Here is an 18514-nt window from a genome sequence, read left to right as displayed (position 1 = left end):
GTTGAATACTGTTGCAGCAATAGTCGTCGGTTATAATCCCGATATTAAGATACTTGATGAGCTGCTGACGTCCCTGGCAGCTCAGGTTGAGTTTCTGGTGTTGGTCGATAACGGCGGGAGCGAATCATTTCTGGCGCAGGAGCCTGAAGTGCGTGCGCGGGTCAACTATGTCTCGCTCAATGGCAACCAGGGGTTGGGCACCGCGCTCAATACCGGCTTTGCCATGGCGATTGAAGCGGGTATGCAATACGTCGTGACGTTCGACCAGGACAGTCATGCTGAACCCGATCTGATTGCGCGGTTGTATCAGGCGATGATGAGCGCCAAGGCAAAGGACGCCAGTTGTATTGCTGTTAGCCCGGCGTTTTTTGACCGTCGTGATGGAAAGAAAATCAATTTCCCTTTTTACAGTTCAATCGACGGCGCAATCAAGCCGGTTTTCAGCTCTGATGATGAGCACGGCTTGGTAAAAGCGGATGCGCTCATTACCTCGGGGATGTTCATCAGCACTCAGGCGTGGATCGAGGGTATTCGCTATGACGAAGGTATGTTCGTCGACTTTACGGATACGGAGTGGTGCTTTCGGGTCCGTGACCAGGGCTATACGTTGTATGGTTGCCTGAATGTGGAAATGGGCCATGCATTGTCTGATGCTCCTCCCGTCAAGATTTTTGGCTTGAGTTTTTTTAGATACTCCCCCGTGCGCCGTTATTTTTTCTTTCGTAATACCGTCGCTGTTTGCCGTATGCGCCATACGCCGACCTGTTGGAAAAAACGTCTGCTGTCTGCATTGGTACTGCGTTTTTTCGTTAATCTGCTGATTGACGACAATAAGCTCAAATCGCTGAGAATGATGATTCGCGGCGTAAGCCATGGCTGGCAGAAAAAGTTGGGCGGGGTGCGTTGAATGCTATTTTCAGGACGTAATTTTTCAAGGATTGTTTTTGGATCAAGTACTAAGGGTGGATTCTGATGCAGCCACGTATTCTGGTTCTGCTCGCTGCCTACAACGGTATGCGTTGGATGGCCGAACAAGTTGACTCGATCTTGGGGCAAGTGGGTGTATCCGTCTCGATTCTGATCAGTGTGGACAGCTCCAACGACGGTACCGAAGAATGGGTCGATCAACTGTGCCAGAGAGACTCAAGGGTCAAATCCCTGGCCCACGGTGAAAAATTTGGTGGTGCGGCACGAAACTTTTTCCGCCTGGTCAATGAAGCACCCACTGAAGACTTTGATTATTTTTCATTCGCCGACCAGGACGATATCTGGCTGCCAGACAAACTTGTCAGCGCCACGCAGCACATGAACGATACAGGGGCTGACGGCTACTCCGGCAATGTAACGGCATTCTGGCCTGATGGTCGTGAGTCGACCATTGTCAAATCGCAGCCTCAGGTTGCGTACGATCATTTGTTCGAGGCAGCCGGCCCTGGGTGCACTTACGTCTTTTCCCAGCGTCTGTTTGTTGAGCTTCAACAGCATATCAACAGTCGTTTTGTACAAGTACAGGGTGTGACGCTGCATGATTGGTATTGTTATGCCTATAGCCGTTCACACGGATTCAAGTGGGTGATCGATAGCCGGCCTTATATGCGCTATCGCCAGCATGGTGGTAACCAGGTCGGGGTGAATAGCGGCTCAAAGGCGTTCAAGAAACGCCTTTCCCAAGTGCTAGATGGTTGGTGGCTGAATCAGGCTGCACTGATCGCCGGCATGGTCGGTATGGCTGACGAACCTTTTGTCCGGCGCTGGATCGGGCTGGGGCGCCTGGACCTGCTGCGCTTGGCGACCAGTGCCGCGAAGTGCCGCAGACGCCCACGGGATAAGTTGGTATTCGCTGGTTTGTGTCTGGTGTTGGCGGTTTTGAGGCAAAAGAAATGAAAACCCAGTTATTGGTCACCGGCAGCAGCGGTTTTGTCGGCCGTCATCTGATTCAACAATTGCAGGGGAGCACTGATTATCAGGTGCGTGCCCTTGTCCGTCGTTTGCCGGATGCTTCTGCTTCTGATGTCGAGTACGTCGTGCTTGCCGATTTCTCGGCTGTGTCACCAGAGCACCCAGCTTTGCAGGGCGTAGATGTTGTTGTTCATCTCGCTTCACGCGTTCACGTCATGAACGACACCGAAACGGATCCTCTTACGGCGTTTCGGCGGGTCAATGTCGGGCATACCCTTGCGTTGGCCCGTAGCGCAGCGTCCGCAGGAGCCAGGCGATTTGTGTTCGTCAGTTCGGTGAAAGTCAACGGCGAGCAAACCGCCCCGGGCCGACCTTTTCGCGAAACAGACCCGTCGGCGCCCGTTGATCCTTATGGTGTTTCCAAGATGGAGGCGGAGGAGGCGTTGAAAGCTCTTGCGCTTGAGACCGGGCTTGAAGTGGTGATAATCCGACCGGTACTTGTGTATGGACCGGGAGTCAAAGCCAACTTTGAAAGCATGATGAAATGGCTCGTGAAGCGCGTTCCTCTGCCATTTGGTGCCATACGCAACCAAAGAAGCCTCGTTGCGCTGGACAATCTCGTGAGCCTGATCTTGACCTGTACGACTCACCCGGCTGCGTCCAATGAGACCTTCTTGGCGAGCGACGGGGATGACGTGTCGACCAGTGAGCTGCTACGTAAACTTGCAAAAGCCCTGGGCGCCCCAGCCAGGTTGATACCGGTTCCACAGTGGGTACTGGTCTGGGGGGCGACCTTGTTAGGCAAAAAAGCGCTGTCCCAACGTCTTTGCGGCTCGCTGCAAGTCGATGTCACCAAGGCGCGCCAGGTGTTGGGTTGGCAGCCGCCACTTACACTCGAGCAAGGTCTTGCTGTTACTGCGCAACACTATGTCAGCGAGCGAACTGAATGAAGTACTGGTACATCTTTCCCATTGTCGCCTTGGTTTCCCTGGCGCTAACGGCGCTCTTGCGTCAATACGCGTTGCGCCGCAGCATCATTGATATTCCCAATGCCCGCAGTTCGCACACGGTCCCCACCCCTCGCGGTGGGGGAGTGGCGATTGTACTGACGTTTGCCTTTGCACTCGTGTGGCTGGCGGGTGCCCAGTTGATAACGGTTGCTGAGAGTGCTGCTCTGCTAGGTGCAGGGTTGTTGATCGCAATCATCGGCTTTATGGACGATCATGGTCATATCGCCGCTCGTTGGCGCTTGTTGGGGCATTTTGCCGCCGCGATCTGGATGTTGTCCTGGATGCAGGGACTACCGGCAATTTCAGCTTTTGGCGTTACGTTCGATCTTGGTTGGGTAGGCCATGTCCTGGCCGTGTTTTACCTGGTCTGGATGCTGAATCTCTACAACTTCATGGACGGTATTGACGGTCTTGCCAGTCTGCAGGCTATCTGTGCCTGTCTTGCGCTGACGCTGATTTACTTTTTGAGCGGGCAGCCGTCGATGATGTGGGCACCCTTGTTGTTGAGTGTGTCTGTGGCTGGCTTCCTGTATTGGAATTTCCCGCCGGCCCGTATTTTCATGGGCGACGCAGGTAGTGGGTTTCTGGGGATCATTCTGGGAGGTCTTTCTGTTCAGGCTGCCTGGGCCGGTAGTGAGTTTTTCTTCGCTTGGCTGATCATGCTGGGTGTCTTTATCGTGGATGCGACCTTTACTCTCATCCGACGGCTTGCCCGGGGCGATAAAGTCTATGAGGCCCATCGCAGCCATGCCTACCAATTTGCCAGCCGCCAATATGGCCGCCATCTGCCCGTCACACTTGCGGTTGCCGTTATCAATGTAGTTTGGCTGTTGCCGTTGGCATTGGCGGTGGCGCTTTTTGGGCTGGACGCAGGGGTGGGAACAGTTATTGCGTATCTTCCCCTAGTATTCCTGGCTGTCAAATATAGTGCAGGGCAGAGAGAGTAGCGCCGCTGGCCAAAGCGTCAATTTTCCTTGCTGCTAGGTGGGCTTGGATTCGGCACTGATATATGTAAATCACCGGCAGTTTTTTTCTACGGGCTTTACATTCTTAGTATCAAGGAGCTAAACCGTGGCAACATGCTTTTTACGCCGGATCAGAATAACTGTCGGAAGTCTCCAGCCGGGCGTTTTTTCAATTGTATGCAGTAAGGGGTAGTCGGGAATAACATGGATAAATTACGGGCATATTTGCTGAGCCTTCCTCGCAGACGCAAACGCATCCTCCAGGTCATTGCCGACATCGTGCTGGTCTGGCTCGCCCTCTGGATGGCATTTGTGGTTCGTCTGGGGATCGACGAGTTGGTCAACCCCGTCGTGTTGCATTCATGGCTGTTCATCAGCGCGCCAATCGTCTCGATCCCGCTGTTTATTCGTTTTGGCATGTATCGCGCCGTGATGCGGTACTTCGGTAATGATGCGCTTATCGCGATTATCAAGGCGGTCAGCCTGTCGGCGTTGATCTTGGGGGTTGTAGTCTATTGGTACAGCAACCACGAGAACGTCGTACCACGCTCTATCGTGTTCAACTACTGGTGGCTCAGCCTGATCATGATTGGTGGTTTGCGCCTGGCCATGCGCCAGTACTTTCTGGGGGATTGGTTTGCAGCAGCCCAGCATGTGCCGTTTACCAGTCGCGATGATGGCCTGACCAAGGTTGCGATCTACGGCGCAGGTGCTGCCGGCAATCAACTGGTGGCTGCGCTTCGCATGGGGCGGGTCATGCGTCCGGTGGCGTTTATCGATGACGACAGCAGTATTTCCGATCGCGTCATCTCCGGCCTCCAAGTGTTCAAGCCCAAGCACATTCAACAGATGATCGACACCACGGGGGCCCAGGAAATCCTGTTGGCCATTCCGTCGTCCAATCGTGCGCGGCGGCGCGAGATTCTCGGCCTGTTGGAAGGGTTCCCGCTGCACGTACGGAGTGTGCCGGGTTTCATGGATCTTGCCAGCGGCCGGGTGAAGGTCGATGACATTCAGGAAGTAGACATTGCCGACTTGCTGGGGCGGGATGCCGTGCCTGCCCAGGGCGATTTGCTGGAGCATTGCATCAAAGGTCAGAGCGTGCTCGTCACGGGGGCGGGTGGTTCGATTGGTTCAGAGCTTTGCCGCCAGATCCTGGCATTGCGTCCTACTACCTTGTTGCTGTTCGAGCACAGTGAATTCAACCTTTACAGCATTCTGTCCGAGCTTGAGCAGCGCATCACTCGTGAGTCGCTGCCTGTTCGCTTGCTACCGATCCTAGGCTCGGTACGCAACCAGGCAAAATTGCTCGACGTGATGAAGACCTGGCATGTTGATACGGTCTACCACGCGGCAGCCTACAAACATGTACCGATGGTTGAGCACAACATTGCCGAGGGTGTCCTTAACAATGTCATTGGTACATTGAATACCGCCCAGGCGGCGCTTCAGGCGGGGGTCTCCAACTTTGTGCTGATCTCCACGGACAAGGCTGTGCGCCCGACCAATGTCATGGGCAGTACCAAGCGTTTGGCCGAGTTGACGTTGCAGGCGTTGAGCCGTGAGTTGGCCCCGGTATTGTTTGGCGACAAGGCTAATGTTTCCCGCGTCAACAAGACCCGTTTCACCATGGTCCGCTTTGGCAATGTATTAGGCTCGTCTGGCTCGGTTATTCCGTTGTTTCACAAGCAGATCAAATCTGGTGGGCCGCTTACGGTCACTCACCCCAAGATCACGCGTTACTTCATGACTATTCCCGAAGCTGCCCAGTTGGTGATCCAGGCGGGCTCTATGGGGCAGGGCGGAGATGTGTTCGTGCTCGATATGGGCGAGCCGGTAAGAATCGTCGAGCTGGCAGAGAAGATGATTCACCTGTCCGGCCTGAGTGTTCGTTCGGATAAAAACCCACATGGTGACATCGCCATCGAGTTTACAGGGCTACGTCCCGGTGAAAAGCTCTACGAGGAGTTGCTGATTGGCGACAACGTCGTGGCCACCCAGCACCCGATGATCATGAGTGCCAACGAGGATCATCTGGATTGGGAGTTACTCAAAGGGAAGCTGACAGAGCTGCTCGCCGCGGTTGATGCGGACGACTACAGCCGGGTCCGTCAACTGCTACGCGATACGGTCAGTGGGTATGCTCCGGATGGCGAGATCGTGGACTGGATCTATCAGCAGCGTCGCCTCGAGCCTTAGAGCGCAAGGTGTGCGTCAATGTTGCCAGGCATAATGCCTGGCAAGTTGGTTTTATATTTTGCTCGATAGACGGACTCTGGTTTTATTGACTGCATCTTTAGTGATTTCAAAGAGAAAATCGAGTTCGGTTTCACCTGTCTTGATTGCTCCCATTTTCTCATGAAATGAGATAACTCGATCATTGCCTTTTCTAACTTCAAAGTGTGACTTTTCAAATTCGAGATTTTCAAAGGCAAACTGATAAACCAGGAAAGCACTCTCCAGGGCTGCATATCTGGTTTTGTCTTCGTTGAGAATCCAGCTGCCCCAACAAAATGATTTTTCTTTGAAATCATAAAGTCTGACCGTGCCGCAAGGTACGCCATCAAGGCGTTCAATGATGAAGTAATATTGAACGCCTTTCTGCTCATCGCCCTTGTATTTGTTGATCCACTCTCTTTGAGCCTCAACACTTGGGTTTACAGAAGAGAGGAACTGGTTGTAGTTGTTGTCGAGGCGCAGCTTCAGAACAAATCCAGCATCGCTCTCTTCAATGAGTCGTAGTCTTACCGTTTTTGATTCTAAGTTCATTTTTTTTCCATTTAACTGGTTTTTTTAATATATGGTGCATGTTTTTCACAGGCGCTGCGTCGAAGTTTTGATTCGGGCTGACGATGCTTAGGGCCGGATAGACATGATACGTCCCTATGTCTAAGTCGAAAAGTTCTATCTATAGTCCAATCTACAGAGTGCCGAAAACATTTGTCGCTTTTTGAGCGCCAAAGCCAGTGCAGCTACATCTTGCAATACCTCCATTTTTGACAGCCATCCCACATCACCTAAGTTTGAAAAGCAGCTTCGCAAAGCTGCTTTTCCCACTGATGTCATGGAGCGTCTCCAATGCGTAGATCGGTTTTTTCCTCCCTGTTTTTTGCCATTCTCACCAGCCTTTCCATCACGGCCATCGCCGCCCCATCGTCCAAACCCGAGGCGCCTGTACCGCTCGCGGCCCAGTTGAGTGCAAGCGAACAAGCAACCCCCAAGGTCAACCTCAATGCAGCAGACGCTGAAACCCTGCGCCGTGATCTGTTCGGCATTGGCGCCGCCAAGGCCAAGGCAATCATTGCTTATCGCGAGTCCAATGGATCGTTCACGGCGGTGGATGAGTTGCTGGAAGTGAAGGGGATTGGCAAGTCGCTGCTGGAGAAGAATCGCGACAGGCTGGAGGTTAAGTAATCAAGGCACGAGGCCGGTCATTGACCGGCCTTTTTTATGTCTGCAGAGGCTGTATTGACCCCGGTTTTCAGGCTTTCTCGCACCACGTCGAGAATGCGTGTCGCCAGTTCCGGGTTTTCGACGCTGCGCGCCAGGACCAGCGCGCCCACCAGTGTGGACATCATCACCAGGCTTTGCTCGTCTGCGTTGGGGTTGCCCAATGCGGTTTCGATTTGATTGAGACGGGCGCCGAGAACTGTATCGGTGGTGGGGCTCTGTTGCCCGCGCTGTCCCAGTTCCGAGGACATGGTGGGTAACGGACAGCCTTGGTCCGGGGAGGTGTGGTGCCACTCGGACAGGTAACTGTCGATGAAGGCTTCCAGCGGTCGTTCCTGGCTGAAGAGCATCGCACAATGTGCGTCCAGCTCGGCGGAGGCTGCTTGCAGGGCCTTTTCCACCAGTTCGTCCTTGGATTTGAAGTGGGCGTAGAACCCGCCATGGGTCAGGTTCAGGGCTTTCATCAGGGGTTGCAGGCCGGTGGCGCCGATGCCATCGCGACGAAACCGGACCGACGCCTCTTTAATGATGCGCTGGTGGGTTTGAGCTTTGTGATTTTGCGAGTAGCGCATAAGAAGGCCCTCTGAAACATCAGGCCATATTAACCAAGGTTTGGCGGTGTTTCTCGGTGCGATTACAAATTTGCACTACTCTAAATCGATTCGCCTGGCGTGCTGCCAGTAGCGGTCAGCACGAGGCGTTTGTTTCAGCGATCCTGCGCATCCTTGGCGTCCGCCTGAGCATTGCGCTCGGCGACGCGTTTGCGTTGTTCGTCGGTCAGTTCCACTTTGTTGGCGCTGTCACGCAGCATCATCAAGCCACCGACGATCGAACCGATAGCGACCACCATGATCAACCAGGCATACCAGGGCATAGGGCTCTCCTTGAGGCCGACTGCCATGGGGAAAATTCCCCACGGCACTATCAGCTTTGAGTGACGGCATTCGTCAGTCGTTCCATTGTAGGCCCGTTCTGCCTCGCTGGTTTAGAGCCCGGTCAACATTGCATCTGCCGGTGCATCGGCGCGGTCTTGGGCGGTTAGTTGGAAGTAGATGAAACCTGCGGCCATGAACCCGAGGAAGATCAGGCCGATCAGGGTGTTGAACCACGCCATGGCCACCAGGCACACCAGCGCCAGAATCAGGGCGATGGCCGGCACGATAGGGTAGCCCGGCGCGCGGAAGGTGCGCTCCAGCAGCGGTTCGCTCTTACGCAGCTTGAACAGGCTGAGCATGCTCATGATGTACATGACGATGGCGCCGAACACGGCCATGGTGATCATCGCGGCGGTCAGGGTCATGCCGCCAAGGTTGATCAGGCCGTCGCTGTAGATTGCGGCGATGCCCACCACGCCGCCGGCGAGGATGGCCCGGTGGGGTGTCTGGAAGCGTGACAGTTTGGCCAGGGAGGAGGGCAGGTACCCGGCGCGGGCCAGGGCGAAGAACTGCCGCGAGTAGCCGAGGATGATGCCGTGGAAGCTGGCGACCAGGCCGAACAGGCCGATCCACACCAGCATATGCAGCCAGCCGGAGCTGTCGCCCACCACGGTTTTCATCGCCTGGGGCAGGGGGTCGTTGATGTTCGACAGGGTGCGCCAGTCGCCCACGCCGCCGGCAAAGAACATCACGCCCATGGCCAGGAACACCAGGGTCAGGATGCCGCTGATGTAAGCCCTGGGAATCGTGCGTTTCGGGTCCTTGGCTTCTTCGGCGGCCATGGCGGCGCCTTCGATGGCGAGGAAGAACCAGATGGCAAAGGGGATCGCCGCGAACATCCCGGCAACGGCCGGTGCGCCAAAGGTGTCGGCGCCCGCCCAGCCGTTGAGGGCGAAGTTGCTGAAGCTGAACGCCGGGGCGACCACGCCCATAAACACCAGCAGTTCGGCCACGGCCAGCACACACACCACCAATTCAAAGGTCGCAGCCAGTTTGACCCCGAGAATATTCAAGCCCATGAACACGAAGTAGGCCCCGACCGCTGCGTGTTTCGGGTCGAGTGCCGGAAACTGCACATTCAGGTAGGCGCCGATGGCCAGGGCAATAGCCGGGGGCGCGAAGACGAATTCGATCAAGGTGGCCAGCCCGGCAATCAACCCACCTTTCTCGCCGAACGCTCGGCGGCTGTAGGCAAACGGCCCGCCTGCGTGGGGAATCGCGGTGGTCAGTTCGGTGAAGCTGAAGATAAAGCAGGTGTACATGGCGGCGACCATCAATGACGTCACCAAAAAGCCCAGCGTCCCGGCCACGCCCCAGCCATAGCTCCAGCCGAAGTACTCGCCGGAGATCACCAGCCCGACGGCGATGCCCCACAGGTGCAAGGTGCCCAAGGTGGGCTTGAGTTGTGTGTTCATCGTGCTGCTCCCTGAACGGTTTGGAATGTTTCAGGACATTGCAGCGGCCATGCCAGCTTGGAAAAGGGCGTCGTAAAGGGCAGCAACTGTCGCCCGGGAGATAGTTTGTTGTTTGAGACTGTTATTTCGTGCACTAGGGTAGGGCGGTGGTGACTGCACTGGCGCTATCGCGGGCAAGCCCGCTCCCACATGGGCTCGGTGAACACGCTCAAGCTCAGGCGCCGGGCTTAGCCGCGATAGCCATCTCGCAGACCTAAGCCCAGCCCACTCTTTACGCCGTCTTTACGCCTCCACCACCCACTCGCCCTCGCTCCTTTACGCGCCTCCTGCGGACAATGCCCCATACGCGGCAGTCGCCGTTTGACGGAGAAACTTCCATGAGTGTTCTGGACGGGGTGTCACTGCTACTGGCCGTGGCGCTGTTCATTTATCTGCTGGTTGCGCTGTTGCGCGCGGACCGGGGCTAGGAGCGGCTATGCACAGTTATGACTATTGGCTGATCATCGCCTTCTTCGCCGTGGTGCTGGTTCCGGCGCCATTTCTGGGGCGGTTCTACTACAAGGTGATGGAAGGGCAGCGCACGTGGCTGACGCCGGTGTTCGGACCGGTGGAGCGCGTGTGTTATCGCGTGGCCGGGGTTGATGCGCAACAAGAGCAAAGTTGGCAGAAGTACACCCTGGCCCTGCTGGCCTTTAACCTGGCGGGCTTTTTGTTGTTGTTTGCAATCCTGTTGTTCCAGGGTTACTTGCCGCTCAACCCGCAGCAATTGCCGGGTCAGGAATGGACGCAGGCGTTCAACACCGCCGTCAGTTTCATGACCAACACCAACTGGCAATCCTACAGCGGTGAAGCCAGCCTCAGCTACCTGAGCCAGATGGTGGGCCTGACCGTGCAGAATTTTGTCAGTGCGGCCACTGGCCTTGCGGTGCTTGTCGCCCTGTGTCGTGGGATCGGTCGCAAGTCCGCCAGCACCCTGGGCAATTTCTGGGTGGATATGACCCGCGCCACCCTCTATGGCCTGCTGCCATTGTGCCTGGTGCTGGCGTTGTTTCTGGTCTGGCAGGGCGTGCCTCAAACCTTCGCCCACTATGTCGATGCCCTGACGATGCAAGGTATCGATCAGGTGATCCCGCTCGGCCCGGCCGCCAGTCAGATTGCGATCAAGCAATTGGGGACCAACGGCGGCGGCTTCTTCGGGGTCAACTCGGCGCATCCGTTTGAAGACCCAACCGCTTGGGCCAACCTGTTTGAACTGGCGGCGATCATCATGATCCCGGTGGCGTTGGTGTTCACCTTTGGCCACTACGTCAAGGACCTGCGCCAGAGCCGCGCGATCCTCGGCTGCATGTTGGCGCTGTTCCTGATCGGTGGCTCGGTGTCGCTGTGGTCTGAGTACCAGCCCAACCCGACCCTGAACAACCCGGCCGTCGAGCAGGCTGCGCCGCTGGAAGGCAAGGAAACGCGCTTCGGTACCACCGGCACCGTGTTGTGGTCGGTGACCACCACGGCGGCGTCCAACGGTTCGGTCAACGGCATGCAGGACAGCCTCAACCCCCTGAGCGGGATGGTCGCGCTGGTCAATATGATGGTCGGCGAAGTGATCTTTGGCGGCGTCGGTGCCGGTATGTACGGGATGTTGCTCAACGTGCTGATCGCGGTATTCCTCGCCGGCTTGATGATCGGCCGCACCCCGGAATACCTCGGCAAGAAACTCCAGGCCCGGGAAGTGCAGTTGCTGGTGGTGACCCTGCTGGTGATGCCTGTCGGCGTACTGGTACTCGGCGCGATTGCCGCCAGCGTGCCGGCCACCGCCGCGACCATCAGCAACCCCGGCCCCCACGGCTTCAGCCAGTTGCTTTATGCCTACACCTCGGCCAGTGCCAACAACGGTTCGGCCTTTGGTGGCCTGGGCGCCAACACCCCGTTTCACAACCTGATGCTGGGCCTGGGCATGTTGATCGGCCGCTTTGGCTACATCCTCCCGGTCCTGGCCCTGGCCGGCAGCCTGGCGATGAAGAAAAGCGCACCGATTGGCCAGAACAGCTTCCCGACCCACGGCCCGTTGTTCGTGACGCTGCTGACCGTGACCATTTTGCTGGTGGGCGGCCTGACGTTCCTGCCGACGCTGGCACTGGGCCCTATTGCTGAACACCTGAGCATGGGCTTCTAAGGGGTATGAACATGAATATGCCTGTAAACAATACCGCTGCGGTCAAGACCCAGGAGTCGGCCAAGACCGCGATCTCGGCCCTGTGGCGCCCGGCGCTGATCCAGGCGTTCGTCAAGCTGGACCCGCGCCAGTTGAAGCGTTCGCCGGTGATGCTGGTGGTCGAGCTGACCGCGATCCTCACCACCGTGTTGTGCCTGGTGCCGGACAGCAGCGTGCCGACCTTTGTCGCGGTGCAGATCGCCCTGTGGCTGTGGTTCACCGTGTTGTTCGCCAACTTCGCCGAAGCCTTGGCCGAAGGCCGTGGCAAGGCCCGCGCCGATAGCCTCAAGGCTGGCAGCGAAGGCCTGAGTGCGCGGCGCCAGGAGGCCGATGGCAGCTTCACGGTAGTGCCTGCCACCAGCCTGCGCAAAGGCGATGTGGTGCGGGTCGCGGCCGGGGAAATGATCCCTGGCGACGGCGAAGTCATCGAAGGCATCGCGGCGGTCAACGAGGCGGCGATCACTGGTGAGTCCGCGCCGGTCATCCGCGAGTCCGGCGGCGACCGCTCGGCCGTCACCGGCAATACCCGGCTGGTCTCGGACTGGCTGCTGATTCGCATCACCGCCAACCCCGGTGAGTCGACGCTGGACCGCATGATCGCCCTGGTCGAAGGTGCCAAGCGCCAGAAAACCCCCAACGAAGTGGCGCTGGATATCCTGCTGATCGGCCTGACCCTGATCTTCCTTTTGGTCGTGGTGACCTTGCAGCCCTTCGCCCATTTCGCCAATGGCAGCCTGCCGCTGGTGTTTTTGGTGGCACTGCTGGTGACGTTGATTCCCACCACCATCGGCGGCCTGTTATCGGCCATCGGCATCGCCGGCATGGATCGCCTGGTGCGCCTCAATGTGATCGCCAAGTCCGGGCGCGCCGTGGAGGCGGCGGGGGACGTGCATGTGCTGCTGCTGGACAAGACCGGCACCATCACCTTCGGTAACCGTCGCTGTGCAGGCATTTATGCCGCGCCTGGCGTCAACGGCAAGGAACTGGCCGAAGGCGCGCTGCTGGCCTCGCTGGCCGACGATACGGCGGAAGGCAAATCCATCGTCGAATACCTGCGCGCCCTGCATCCGTACAACGAGCCCTCCGTGCAAGAGCTGACAGGCGTGCCGTTCAGCGCCGAAACGCGCTTGTCTGGTGTGGACTATCAGGGCCGGGTCTACCGTAAAGGTGCGGTCGATTCGCTGCTGGCGTTTATCGGCCTGCAACGCCAAGACCTGTTGCCCGCGCTGTCCCGGGAAATCGACAAGATCGCCCAGAGCGGCGGCACCCCGTTGCTGGTGTGTGCCGACGGTAAATTGCTTGGCGCAATCCACCTCAAGGACGTGGTCAAGCCGGGTATCCGTGAGCGCTTTGCCGAGCTGCGCAAGCTGGGGATCCGCACGGTGATGGTGACCGGCGACAACCCATTGACCGCCGCCGCGATTGCCGCTGAAGCCGGCGTGGATGATGTGCTGGCAGAAGCCACGCCGGAGAAAAAACTGGCGCGCATCCGCCATGAGCAGAACGACGGGCGCCTGGTGGCCATGTGTGGCGACGGTGCCAACGACGCCCCGGCCCTGGCCCAGGCGGACGTGGGCATGGCCATGAATGACGGGACCCAGGCGGCCCGCGAGGCGGCGAACATGGTCGACCTCGACAGCGACCCGACCAAGCTGCTGGACGTGGTGCAGATCGGCAAGGAATTGCTGGTGACCCGGGGCGCGCTGACCACCTTTTCCATTGCCAACGACGTGGCCAAGTACTTCGCGATCCTGCCGGCGCTGTTTGCCTCGATCTACCCGCAACTGGGGGTGCTTAACGTGATGCACCTGAACAGCCCGCAGAGCGCGATCCTTTCGGCGATTGTGTTCAACGCGCTGATCATCGTGGTGCTGATCCCGCTGGCCCTGCGCGGTGTGCGGGTGCAGGCGGCGAGTGCGGCGGCGCTGCTGCGACGCAACCTGTTGATCTATGGCGTGGGCGGGCTTGTGGTGCCGTTCGCCGGGATCAAGGCGATCGACATGCTTTTGACCGCGCTGCACCTGGTCTGACCCAACCCTGTAGGAGCCGGCTTGCCGGCGATCCGCTTGACGCGGTGTAACTGACACACCGCTGTCGCCGGCAAGCCGGCTCCTACAGGTCCCGAATCAATTGAGGAAGATGAAATGTCCAGCATGATCCGTCCGGCCTTGAGCCTGTTGGTATTGATGACCCTGATCACGGGCGTGGCCTATCCGTTGGTAGTGACCGGTGTCGCCCAGGTGGCCTTTCCCGACCAGGCCAATGGCAGCCTGGTGCGTGACGACCAAGGCAAGGTGCGCGGTTCCAGCCTGATTGCCCAGGAGTTTACCGGCGAGCGCTGGTTCCACTCGCGGCCTTCGGCGGGTGCGTTTGCCACCGTGTCCAGCAGCGCCAGCAACCTCGGCCCGAGCAACCCGGCGCTGGCGACGCGGGTGTTTGACGACGCCGCGAAAATCCAGGGCCCCGGCCAGGGCCCGGTGCCCCTGGCGCTAGTGACTACCTCCGGCAGCGGTCTTGATCCACACTTGCCACCGCAGGCGATTGCCTATCAACTGGCGCGGGTAGCGGCGGCACGCCAGTTGCCGGTGTCGACCCTGGAGCGCTTGATGGACGAGCATATCGAACAGCCGCTGGTGGGGCCGCCGGTGGTGAATGTACTGGCGCTGAATATGGCGCTGGAAAAGTTGTAGACCGTTGCGCCGCCATCGAGGGCTTGCCCTGGTGCCGATCAGTTAAGCGAACGCAATGCTCAAAGCAGTGAAGATCAAATATGGGAGCGGGCTTGTCGGATCGCCGCATCGCCGCGAAGACGTCGGCCCATGACCCACTGCTTTCGCGAGCAAGCCCGCTCCCAAAGGGATCTGCGCTTAACTGACTGGCATTAGGGCAAGCCCGCGATGGCGCCAACCTGTTCCCAACATCCCTAACTGAAAGAAGACTGCCCCATGAGTGACTCCGGCCGCGCCGACGCCCTTCTAGCCGACCTACCCAAGCACGGCCGTGGCCGGCTCAAAGTGTTCCTCGGTGCCGCACCGGGCGTGGGCAAGACCTACGCCATGCTCCAGGCCGCCCACACCCAGCTGCGCCAGGGCGTCAAACTGGTGGCCGGGGTGGTCGAGACCCATGGCCGCGCCGAGACCGAGGCCTTGCTCAGTGGCTTGCCCCAGCAGCCGCTGCTGCGCTCGGAATACCGTGGGGTGATGCTCGAAGAAATGGACCTCGACGGCTTGCTCGCCACCAAGCCCAAGCTGGTGCTGGTGGACGAGCTGGCCCACAGCAACGCCCCCGGCAGTCGCCACGAAAAGCGCTGGCAAGACATCCAGGAGCTGCTCTCTGCCGGGATCAACGTGTTCACCACGGTCAACGTCCAGCACCTGGAAAGCCTCAATGATCAGGTACGTGGCATCACCGGCGTGCAGGTGCGTGAAACCCTGCCGGACTGGGTATTGCAGGAAGCCGATGAATTATTGCTGATCGACCTGCCATCCCGCGAGCTGCTGGAGCGCCTGCGTGACGGCAAGGTCTACGTGCCGGAGCAGGCGCGCGCGGCCATCGATGCGTTCTTTACCCAGACCAACCTCATGGCCCTGCGCGAGCTGGCAATGCAGACCGCCGCCGCGCACGTCGATGACGATCTGGCCCAGGGCTACCGGCAACTGGGCCAGGCCGCGCCCACCGTGCGCGGGCGCTTGCTGGTGGGGGTGGATGGCGATGCCGAGGCCGAACGCCTGGTGCGCCACGCCAGCCGTGTGGCCCAGCGCCGGCATTTGCCCTGGAGCCTGGTGCATGTGGACAACGGTCGGGTACGTGACGAACAGTCGCGGCTGCGCCTGCAAAACGCCCAGCAACTGGCCGAGCGCCTGGGCGGCGAAGTGGTGTTGCTGCGGGCCGGCGAAGTGGCCAAGACCCTGATCCAGCACGCGGCCGAACGCCGTGCCAGCCTGGTGCTGGTGGGGCAGTCACACCCACGCTGGCGCCGCCGGCTGTTCGGCGGTGGCTTGGCGGCGCGCCTGTTGCGCAATGCCCGGGGCCTGGAGATCAACGTCCTCGATAGCGATGAAACGCCGGTGCCGCCGCGCTTGCCCGATGTACGTGGTCTGGTGTGGTTCGACTACGCCCTGGCGCTGCTGGCAACCGTGCTGGCCAGTGCATTGGCATGGGGCGTGTCGAGTGTCCTGCCGCTGCCCAATATCTCCCTGGTGTTCCTCGCGGCGGTGCTGCTGGTGGCGGTGCGCAGCAGCCTGGGGCCGGCATTGGCGTGTGCGGCGTTGTCGTTCATGACCTATGACTTTTTGTTTATCCCGCCGAATTTCTCCTTCGCCATCCAGCGTGAAGAGGATGTGCTGACCTTGCTGTTCTTTCTGCTGATGGCGGCGCTGACCGGCAACCTGGCTGCGCGCCAGCGTCGGCAGTTGCAGGCCCTGCGCGACACCCAGGAAGAAACCAGTGAACTGCTCGACCTGTCGCGCAAACTCACCGCCGCCACCGATCGCCAGGCGGTGGTCAGCGCGGCGGCCCACCATCTGCAGGGCTGGAGCGATTTGCAGCTGTGCCTGGTCAATCGCGACGGGCCCAGTGACTGGAAGGTCGAGACCGGTGGGCCGATCACCTTTACCGAGGCTGAACGTGCCGCCGCCGACTGGGCCTGGCAGCACGATCAGCCAGCGGGCATGGGCACCGGCACCTTGCCGTTTGGGCGTTGGTGGTGGTGGCCGTTGTCTGCTGAAAACGGTCCACTGGGCCTGCTCGGCGTCAGCCCCAAGGCCGGCCTGGAACTCAGTGGCCAACGTCGGCGCCTGCTCACGGCCTTGAGCCAACCGTTGGCCCAGGCACTGGCCCGCGCGCAACTGGCCCAGAACCTGGAGGCCGCCCGTTTGCACGGCGAGACCGAACAACTGCGCAGCGCCTTGCTGGCCTCGGTGTCCCATGACTTGCGCACGCCGCTGACCTCCATGCGCGGCAGCATCGACAGCCTGCTGGCGCTGGGCGAAGCGATTCCCCTGGAAGATCGGCGTGAGTTGCTGGAAGGCACCCGCGATGAAGCCGAGCGCCTGGACCGCTACATCCAGAACCTGCTGGACATGACCCGCCTGGGCCATGGCGCCTTGAAGCTGGCGCGGGACTGGGTGTCGCCCGGCGATATCGTCGGCAGTTCCCTCGCCCGTTTGCGCGCGGTGTTGGTGCCGTTGCAGGTAAGCACCGATGTGCCGCCCGAGTTGCCGCTGCTTTATGTACATGCCGCGTTGATCGAGCAGGCACTGGTGAATGTGCTGGAAAACGCTGCACGCTTTTCACCGCCCCATGGCCGCTTGCAACTGCGCGCCGGCGTGGCGGAGCAGGCGCTGTTTTTCTCGGTCAGTGACGAAGGGCCGGGGATTCCCGAAGACGAACGGGCGAAGATTTTCGATATGTTCTACACCGCCGCACGGGGCGACCGGGGCGGGCAGGGCACCGGACTCGGCCTGGCAATCTGCCAGGGCATGGTTGGCGCCCACGGCGGGCATATCAGCGTGGCCGAGGGCATCGAGGGGCGGGGCACTTGCATCACCTTGTTCCTGCCGTTGCAGACGCAGCCGAGCCTGGAGAGTGAAGCGTGATACCCGCTGCGCTACTCTTATCTTTTTTCAGCGATTGTGATGGAACACCATGAGCCAGACTGCGACGATTTTGGTCATTGACGACGAGCCGCAGATCCGCAAGTTCTTGCGCATCAGCCTGGCCTCCCAGGGCTACAAAGTGATTGAGGCCGGGACCGGCGCCGAAGGGCTGGCCCAGGCGGCCTTGAGCAAGCCGGACCTTGTGGTGCTGGACCTGGGCCTGCCGGACATGGACGGCCAACAGGTGCTGTGCGAGCTGCGCGAATGGTCGAGCGCCCCGGTGCTGGTGTTGTCGGTGCGTGCCAGCGAAGGGCAGAAGGTCCAGGCCCTGGATGGGGGCGCCAACGACTATGTGACCAAGCCATTTGGCATCCAGGAGTTCCTCGCCCGGGTGCGTGCGTTGCTGCGCCAGGCGCCCACCGGCGAAGCGCAGCAAGCCGCACTGAGTTTCGGCCCGCTGACGGTCGACCTGGCGTATCGGCGGGTGTTGCTGGACGGTGTCGATGTGGCCCTGACCCGCAAGGAATACGCGGTCCTGGCGCAACTGGCGCGTCATCCGGGCCGGGTGATCACGCAGCAGCAACTACTCAAGGATATCTGGGGCCCGACCCATACCGAAGACAGCCACTACCTGCGGATTGTGGTGGGGCACTTGCGCCAAAAGCTGGCGGATGACCCGACCCAGCCGCGTTTTATCGTGACCGAGGCGGGGGTGGGGTATCGGTTGTTGGGGGGGGAGGGCTGAAAGATTGTGGTTGCTGGGCCGGCCTCATCGCGGGCAAGCCCGCTCCCACATTTAGGTGTGCGAATACATGCAAAAGGTGGGGTATTGGTTGTTGGGGGCTGCTGAGGGATTGTGGTTGCTGGGCCGGCCCTATCGCGGGCAAGCCCGCTCCCACATTTAGCTGTGTGAATACATGCAAAAGGTGGGGTATCGGTTGTTGGGGGCTGCTGAGGGATTGTGGTTGCTGGGCCGGCCTCATCGCGGGCAAGCCCGCTCCCACATTTAGCTGTGTAAATACATTCAAAAGGTG

At 59.4% G+C, this 18514-nt stretch carries 16 protein-coding genes; 12 read left to right on the top strand and 4 right to left on the bottom strand.

Annotated features, from left to right (window positions below; translation table 11 throughout):
* The first annotated feature begins 1 nt into the window (after position 1).
* The 5 genes from HBO05_RS21425 (at position 2) to HBO05_RS21405 (ending at position 6073) form a co-directional block, all read left to right on the top strand.
* A complete protein-coding gene (locus tag HBO05_RS21425; RefSeq protein ID WP_169952726.1) occupies positions 2-907 on the top strand; it encodes a glycosyltransferase family 2 protein in 906 nt (301 codons plus the stop codon).
* Positions 908-972: 65 nt separating this feature from the next.
* On the top strand, positions 973-1884 hold the full coding sequence (locus HBO05_RS21420; protein WP_170042790.1) for a glycosyltransferase: 912 nt from the start codon (positions 973-975) through the stop codon (positions 1882-1884).
* The gene (locus HBO05_RS21415) at positions 1881-2849 is read left to right on the top strand and encodes an SDR family oxidoreductase (protein WP_169952722.1); all 969 of its coding nucleotides are present in this window, start codon (positions 1881-1883) and stop codon (positions 2847-2849) included. Before HBO05_RS21420 ends, HBO05_RS21415 begins: the two co-directional genes overlap by 4 nt.
* The gene (locus HBO05_RS21410) at positions 2846-3856 is read left to right on the top strand and encodes a glycosyltransferase family 4 protein (protein ID WP_169952720.1); all 1011 of its coding nucleotides are present in this window, start codon (positions 2846-2848) and stop codon (positions 3854-3856) included. Before HBO05_RS21415 ends, HBO05_RS21410 begins: the two co-directional genes overlap by 4 nt.
* A 222-nt stretch (positions 3857-4078) precedes the next feature.
* The gene (locus HBO05_RS21405; protein WP_169952718.1) at positions 4079-6073 is read left to right on the top strand and encodes a nucleoside-diphosphate sugar epimerase/dehydratase; all 1995 of its coding nucleotides are present in this window, start codon (positions 4079-4081) and stop codon (positions 6071-6073) included.
* Positions 6074-6124: 51 nt separating this feature from the next.
* Here the strand turns inward: HBO05_RS21405 and HBO05_RS21400 are convergent, their stop codons facing one another.
* Complete coding sequence (locus HBO05_RS21400) at positions 6125-6643, bottom strand: GNAT family N-acetyltransferase (RefSeq protein ID WP_169952716.1); 519 nt, start codon at positions 6641-6643, stop codon at positions 6125-6127.
* Between the two features lie 309 nt (positions 6644-6952).
* Here HBO05_RS21400 and HBO05_RS21395 point away from each other — a divergent pair, with 309 nt between their 5' ends.
* On the top strand, positions 6953-7288 hold the full coding sequence (locus HBO05_RS21395) for a helix-hairpin-helix domain-containing protein (RefSeq protein ID WP_170042796.1): 336 nt from the start codon (positions 6953-6955) through the stop codon (positions 7286-7288).
* A 17-nt stretch (positions 7289-7305) separates the two neighbouring features.
* On the opposite strand, the gene HBO05_RS21390 is transcribed toward HBO05_RS21395, so the two are convergent.
* From HBO05_RS21390 to eat, 3 genes are all read right to left on the bottom strand, one after another.
* Positions 7306-7896, bottom strand: a complete 591-nt coding sequence (locus HBO05_RS21390) for a TetR/AcrR family transcriptional regulator (RefSeq protein WP_169952712.1) — start codon at positions 7894-7896, stop codon at positions 7306-7308.
* Between the two features lie 134 nt (positions 7897-8030).
* A complete protein-coding gene (locus HBO05_RS21385; protein ID WP_003172675.1) occupies positions 8031-8198 on the bottom strand; it encodes a DUF2897 family protein in 168 nt (55 codons plus the stop codon).
* Positions 8199-8309: 111 nt separating this feature from the next.
* Positions 8310-9674 (bottom strand): ethanolamine permease, encoded by a 1365-nt coding sequence (gene eat, locus HBO05_RS21380; protein WP_172313989.1) that lies wholly within the window; start codon positions 9672-9674, stop codon positions 8310-8312.
* Between the two features lie 377 nt (positions 9675-10051).
* Between eat and kdpF the strand changes: the two genes are divergently transcribed.
* The 6 genes from kdpF (at position 10052) to HBO05_RS21350 (ending at position 18225) form a co-directional block, all read left to right on the top strand.
* Entirely contained in the window at positions 10052-10141 is a 90-nt protein-coding gene (gene kdpF / locus HBO05_RS21375) for a K(+)-transporting ATPase subunit F (RefSeq protein ID WP_032863112.1), read from the top strand.
* An 8-nt stretch (positions 10142-10149) separates the two neighbouring features.
* On the top strand, positions 10150-11844 hold the full coding sequence (gene kdpA / locus HBO05_RS21370; RefSeq protein WP_172313987.1) for a potassium-transporting ATPase subunit KdpA: 1695 nt from the start codon (positions 10150-10152) through the stop codon (positions 11842-11844).
* An 11-nt stretch (positions 11845-11855) separates the two neighbouring features.
* Positions 11856-13913 carry a potassium-transporting ATPase subunit KdpB gene (kdpB, locus tag HBO05_RS21365; protein ID WP_169952707.1) on the top strand — a complete coding sequence of 686 codons (2058 nt, stop codon included), beginning with the start codon at positions 11856-11858 and terminating at the stop codon, positions 13911-13913.
* A gap of 114 nt (positions 13914-14027) precedes the next feature.
* On the top strand, positions 14028-14573 hold the full coding sequence (kdpC, locus tag HBO05_RS21360) for a potassium-transporting ATPase subunit KdpC (protein WP_172313985.1): 546 nt from the start codon (positions 14028-14030) through the stop codon (positions 14571-14573).
* A gap of 255 nt (positions 14574-14828) precedes the next feature.
* Positions 14829-17480 carry a sensor histidine kinase KdpD gene (locus HBO05_RS21355; RefSeq protein WP_172313983.1) on the top strand — a complete coding sequence of 884 codons (2652 nt, stop codon included), beginning with the start codon at positions 14829-14831 and terminating at the stop codon, positions 17478-17480.
* Positions 17481-17529: 49 nt separating this feature from the next.
* Positions 17530-18225, top strand: a complete 696-nt coding sequence (locus HBO05_RS21350) for a response regulator (RefSeq protein WP_170042801.1) — start codon at positions 17530-17532, stop codon at positions 18223-18225.
* Positions 18226-18514 lie beyond the last annotated feature (289 nt).

Origin of the sequence: Pseudomonas sp. WS 5079, assembly GCF_012985465.1 — a bacterium.
Lineage (GTDB): Bacteria > Pseudomonadota > Gammaproteobacteria > Pseudomonadales > Pseudomonadaceae > Aquipseudomonas.
This window is presented reverse-complemented; position numbering and strand designations above follow the sequence as displayed.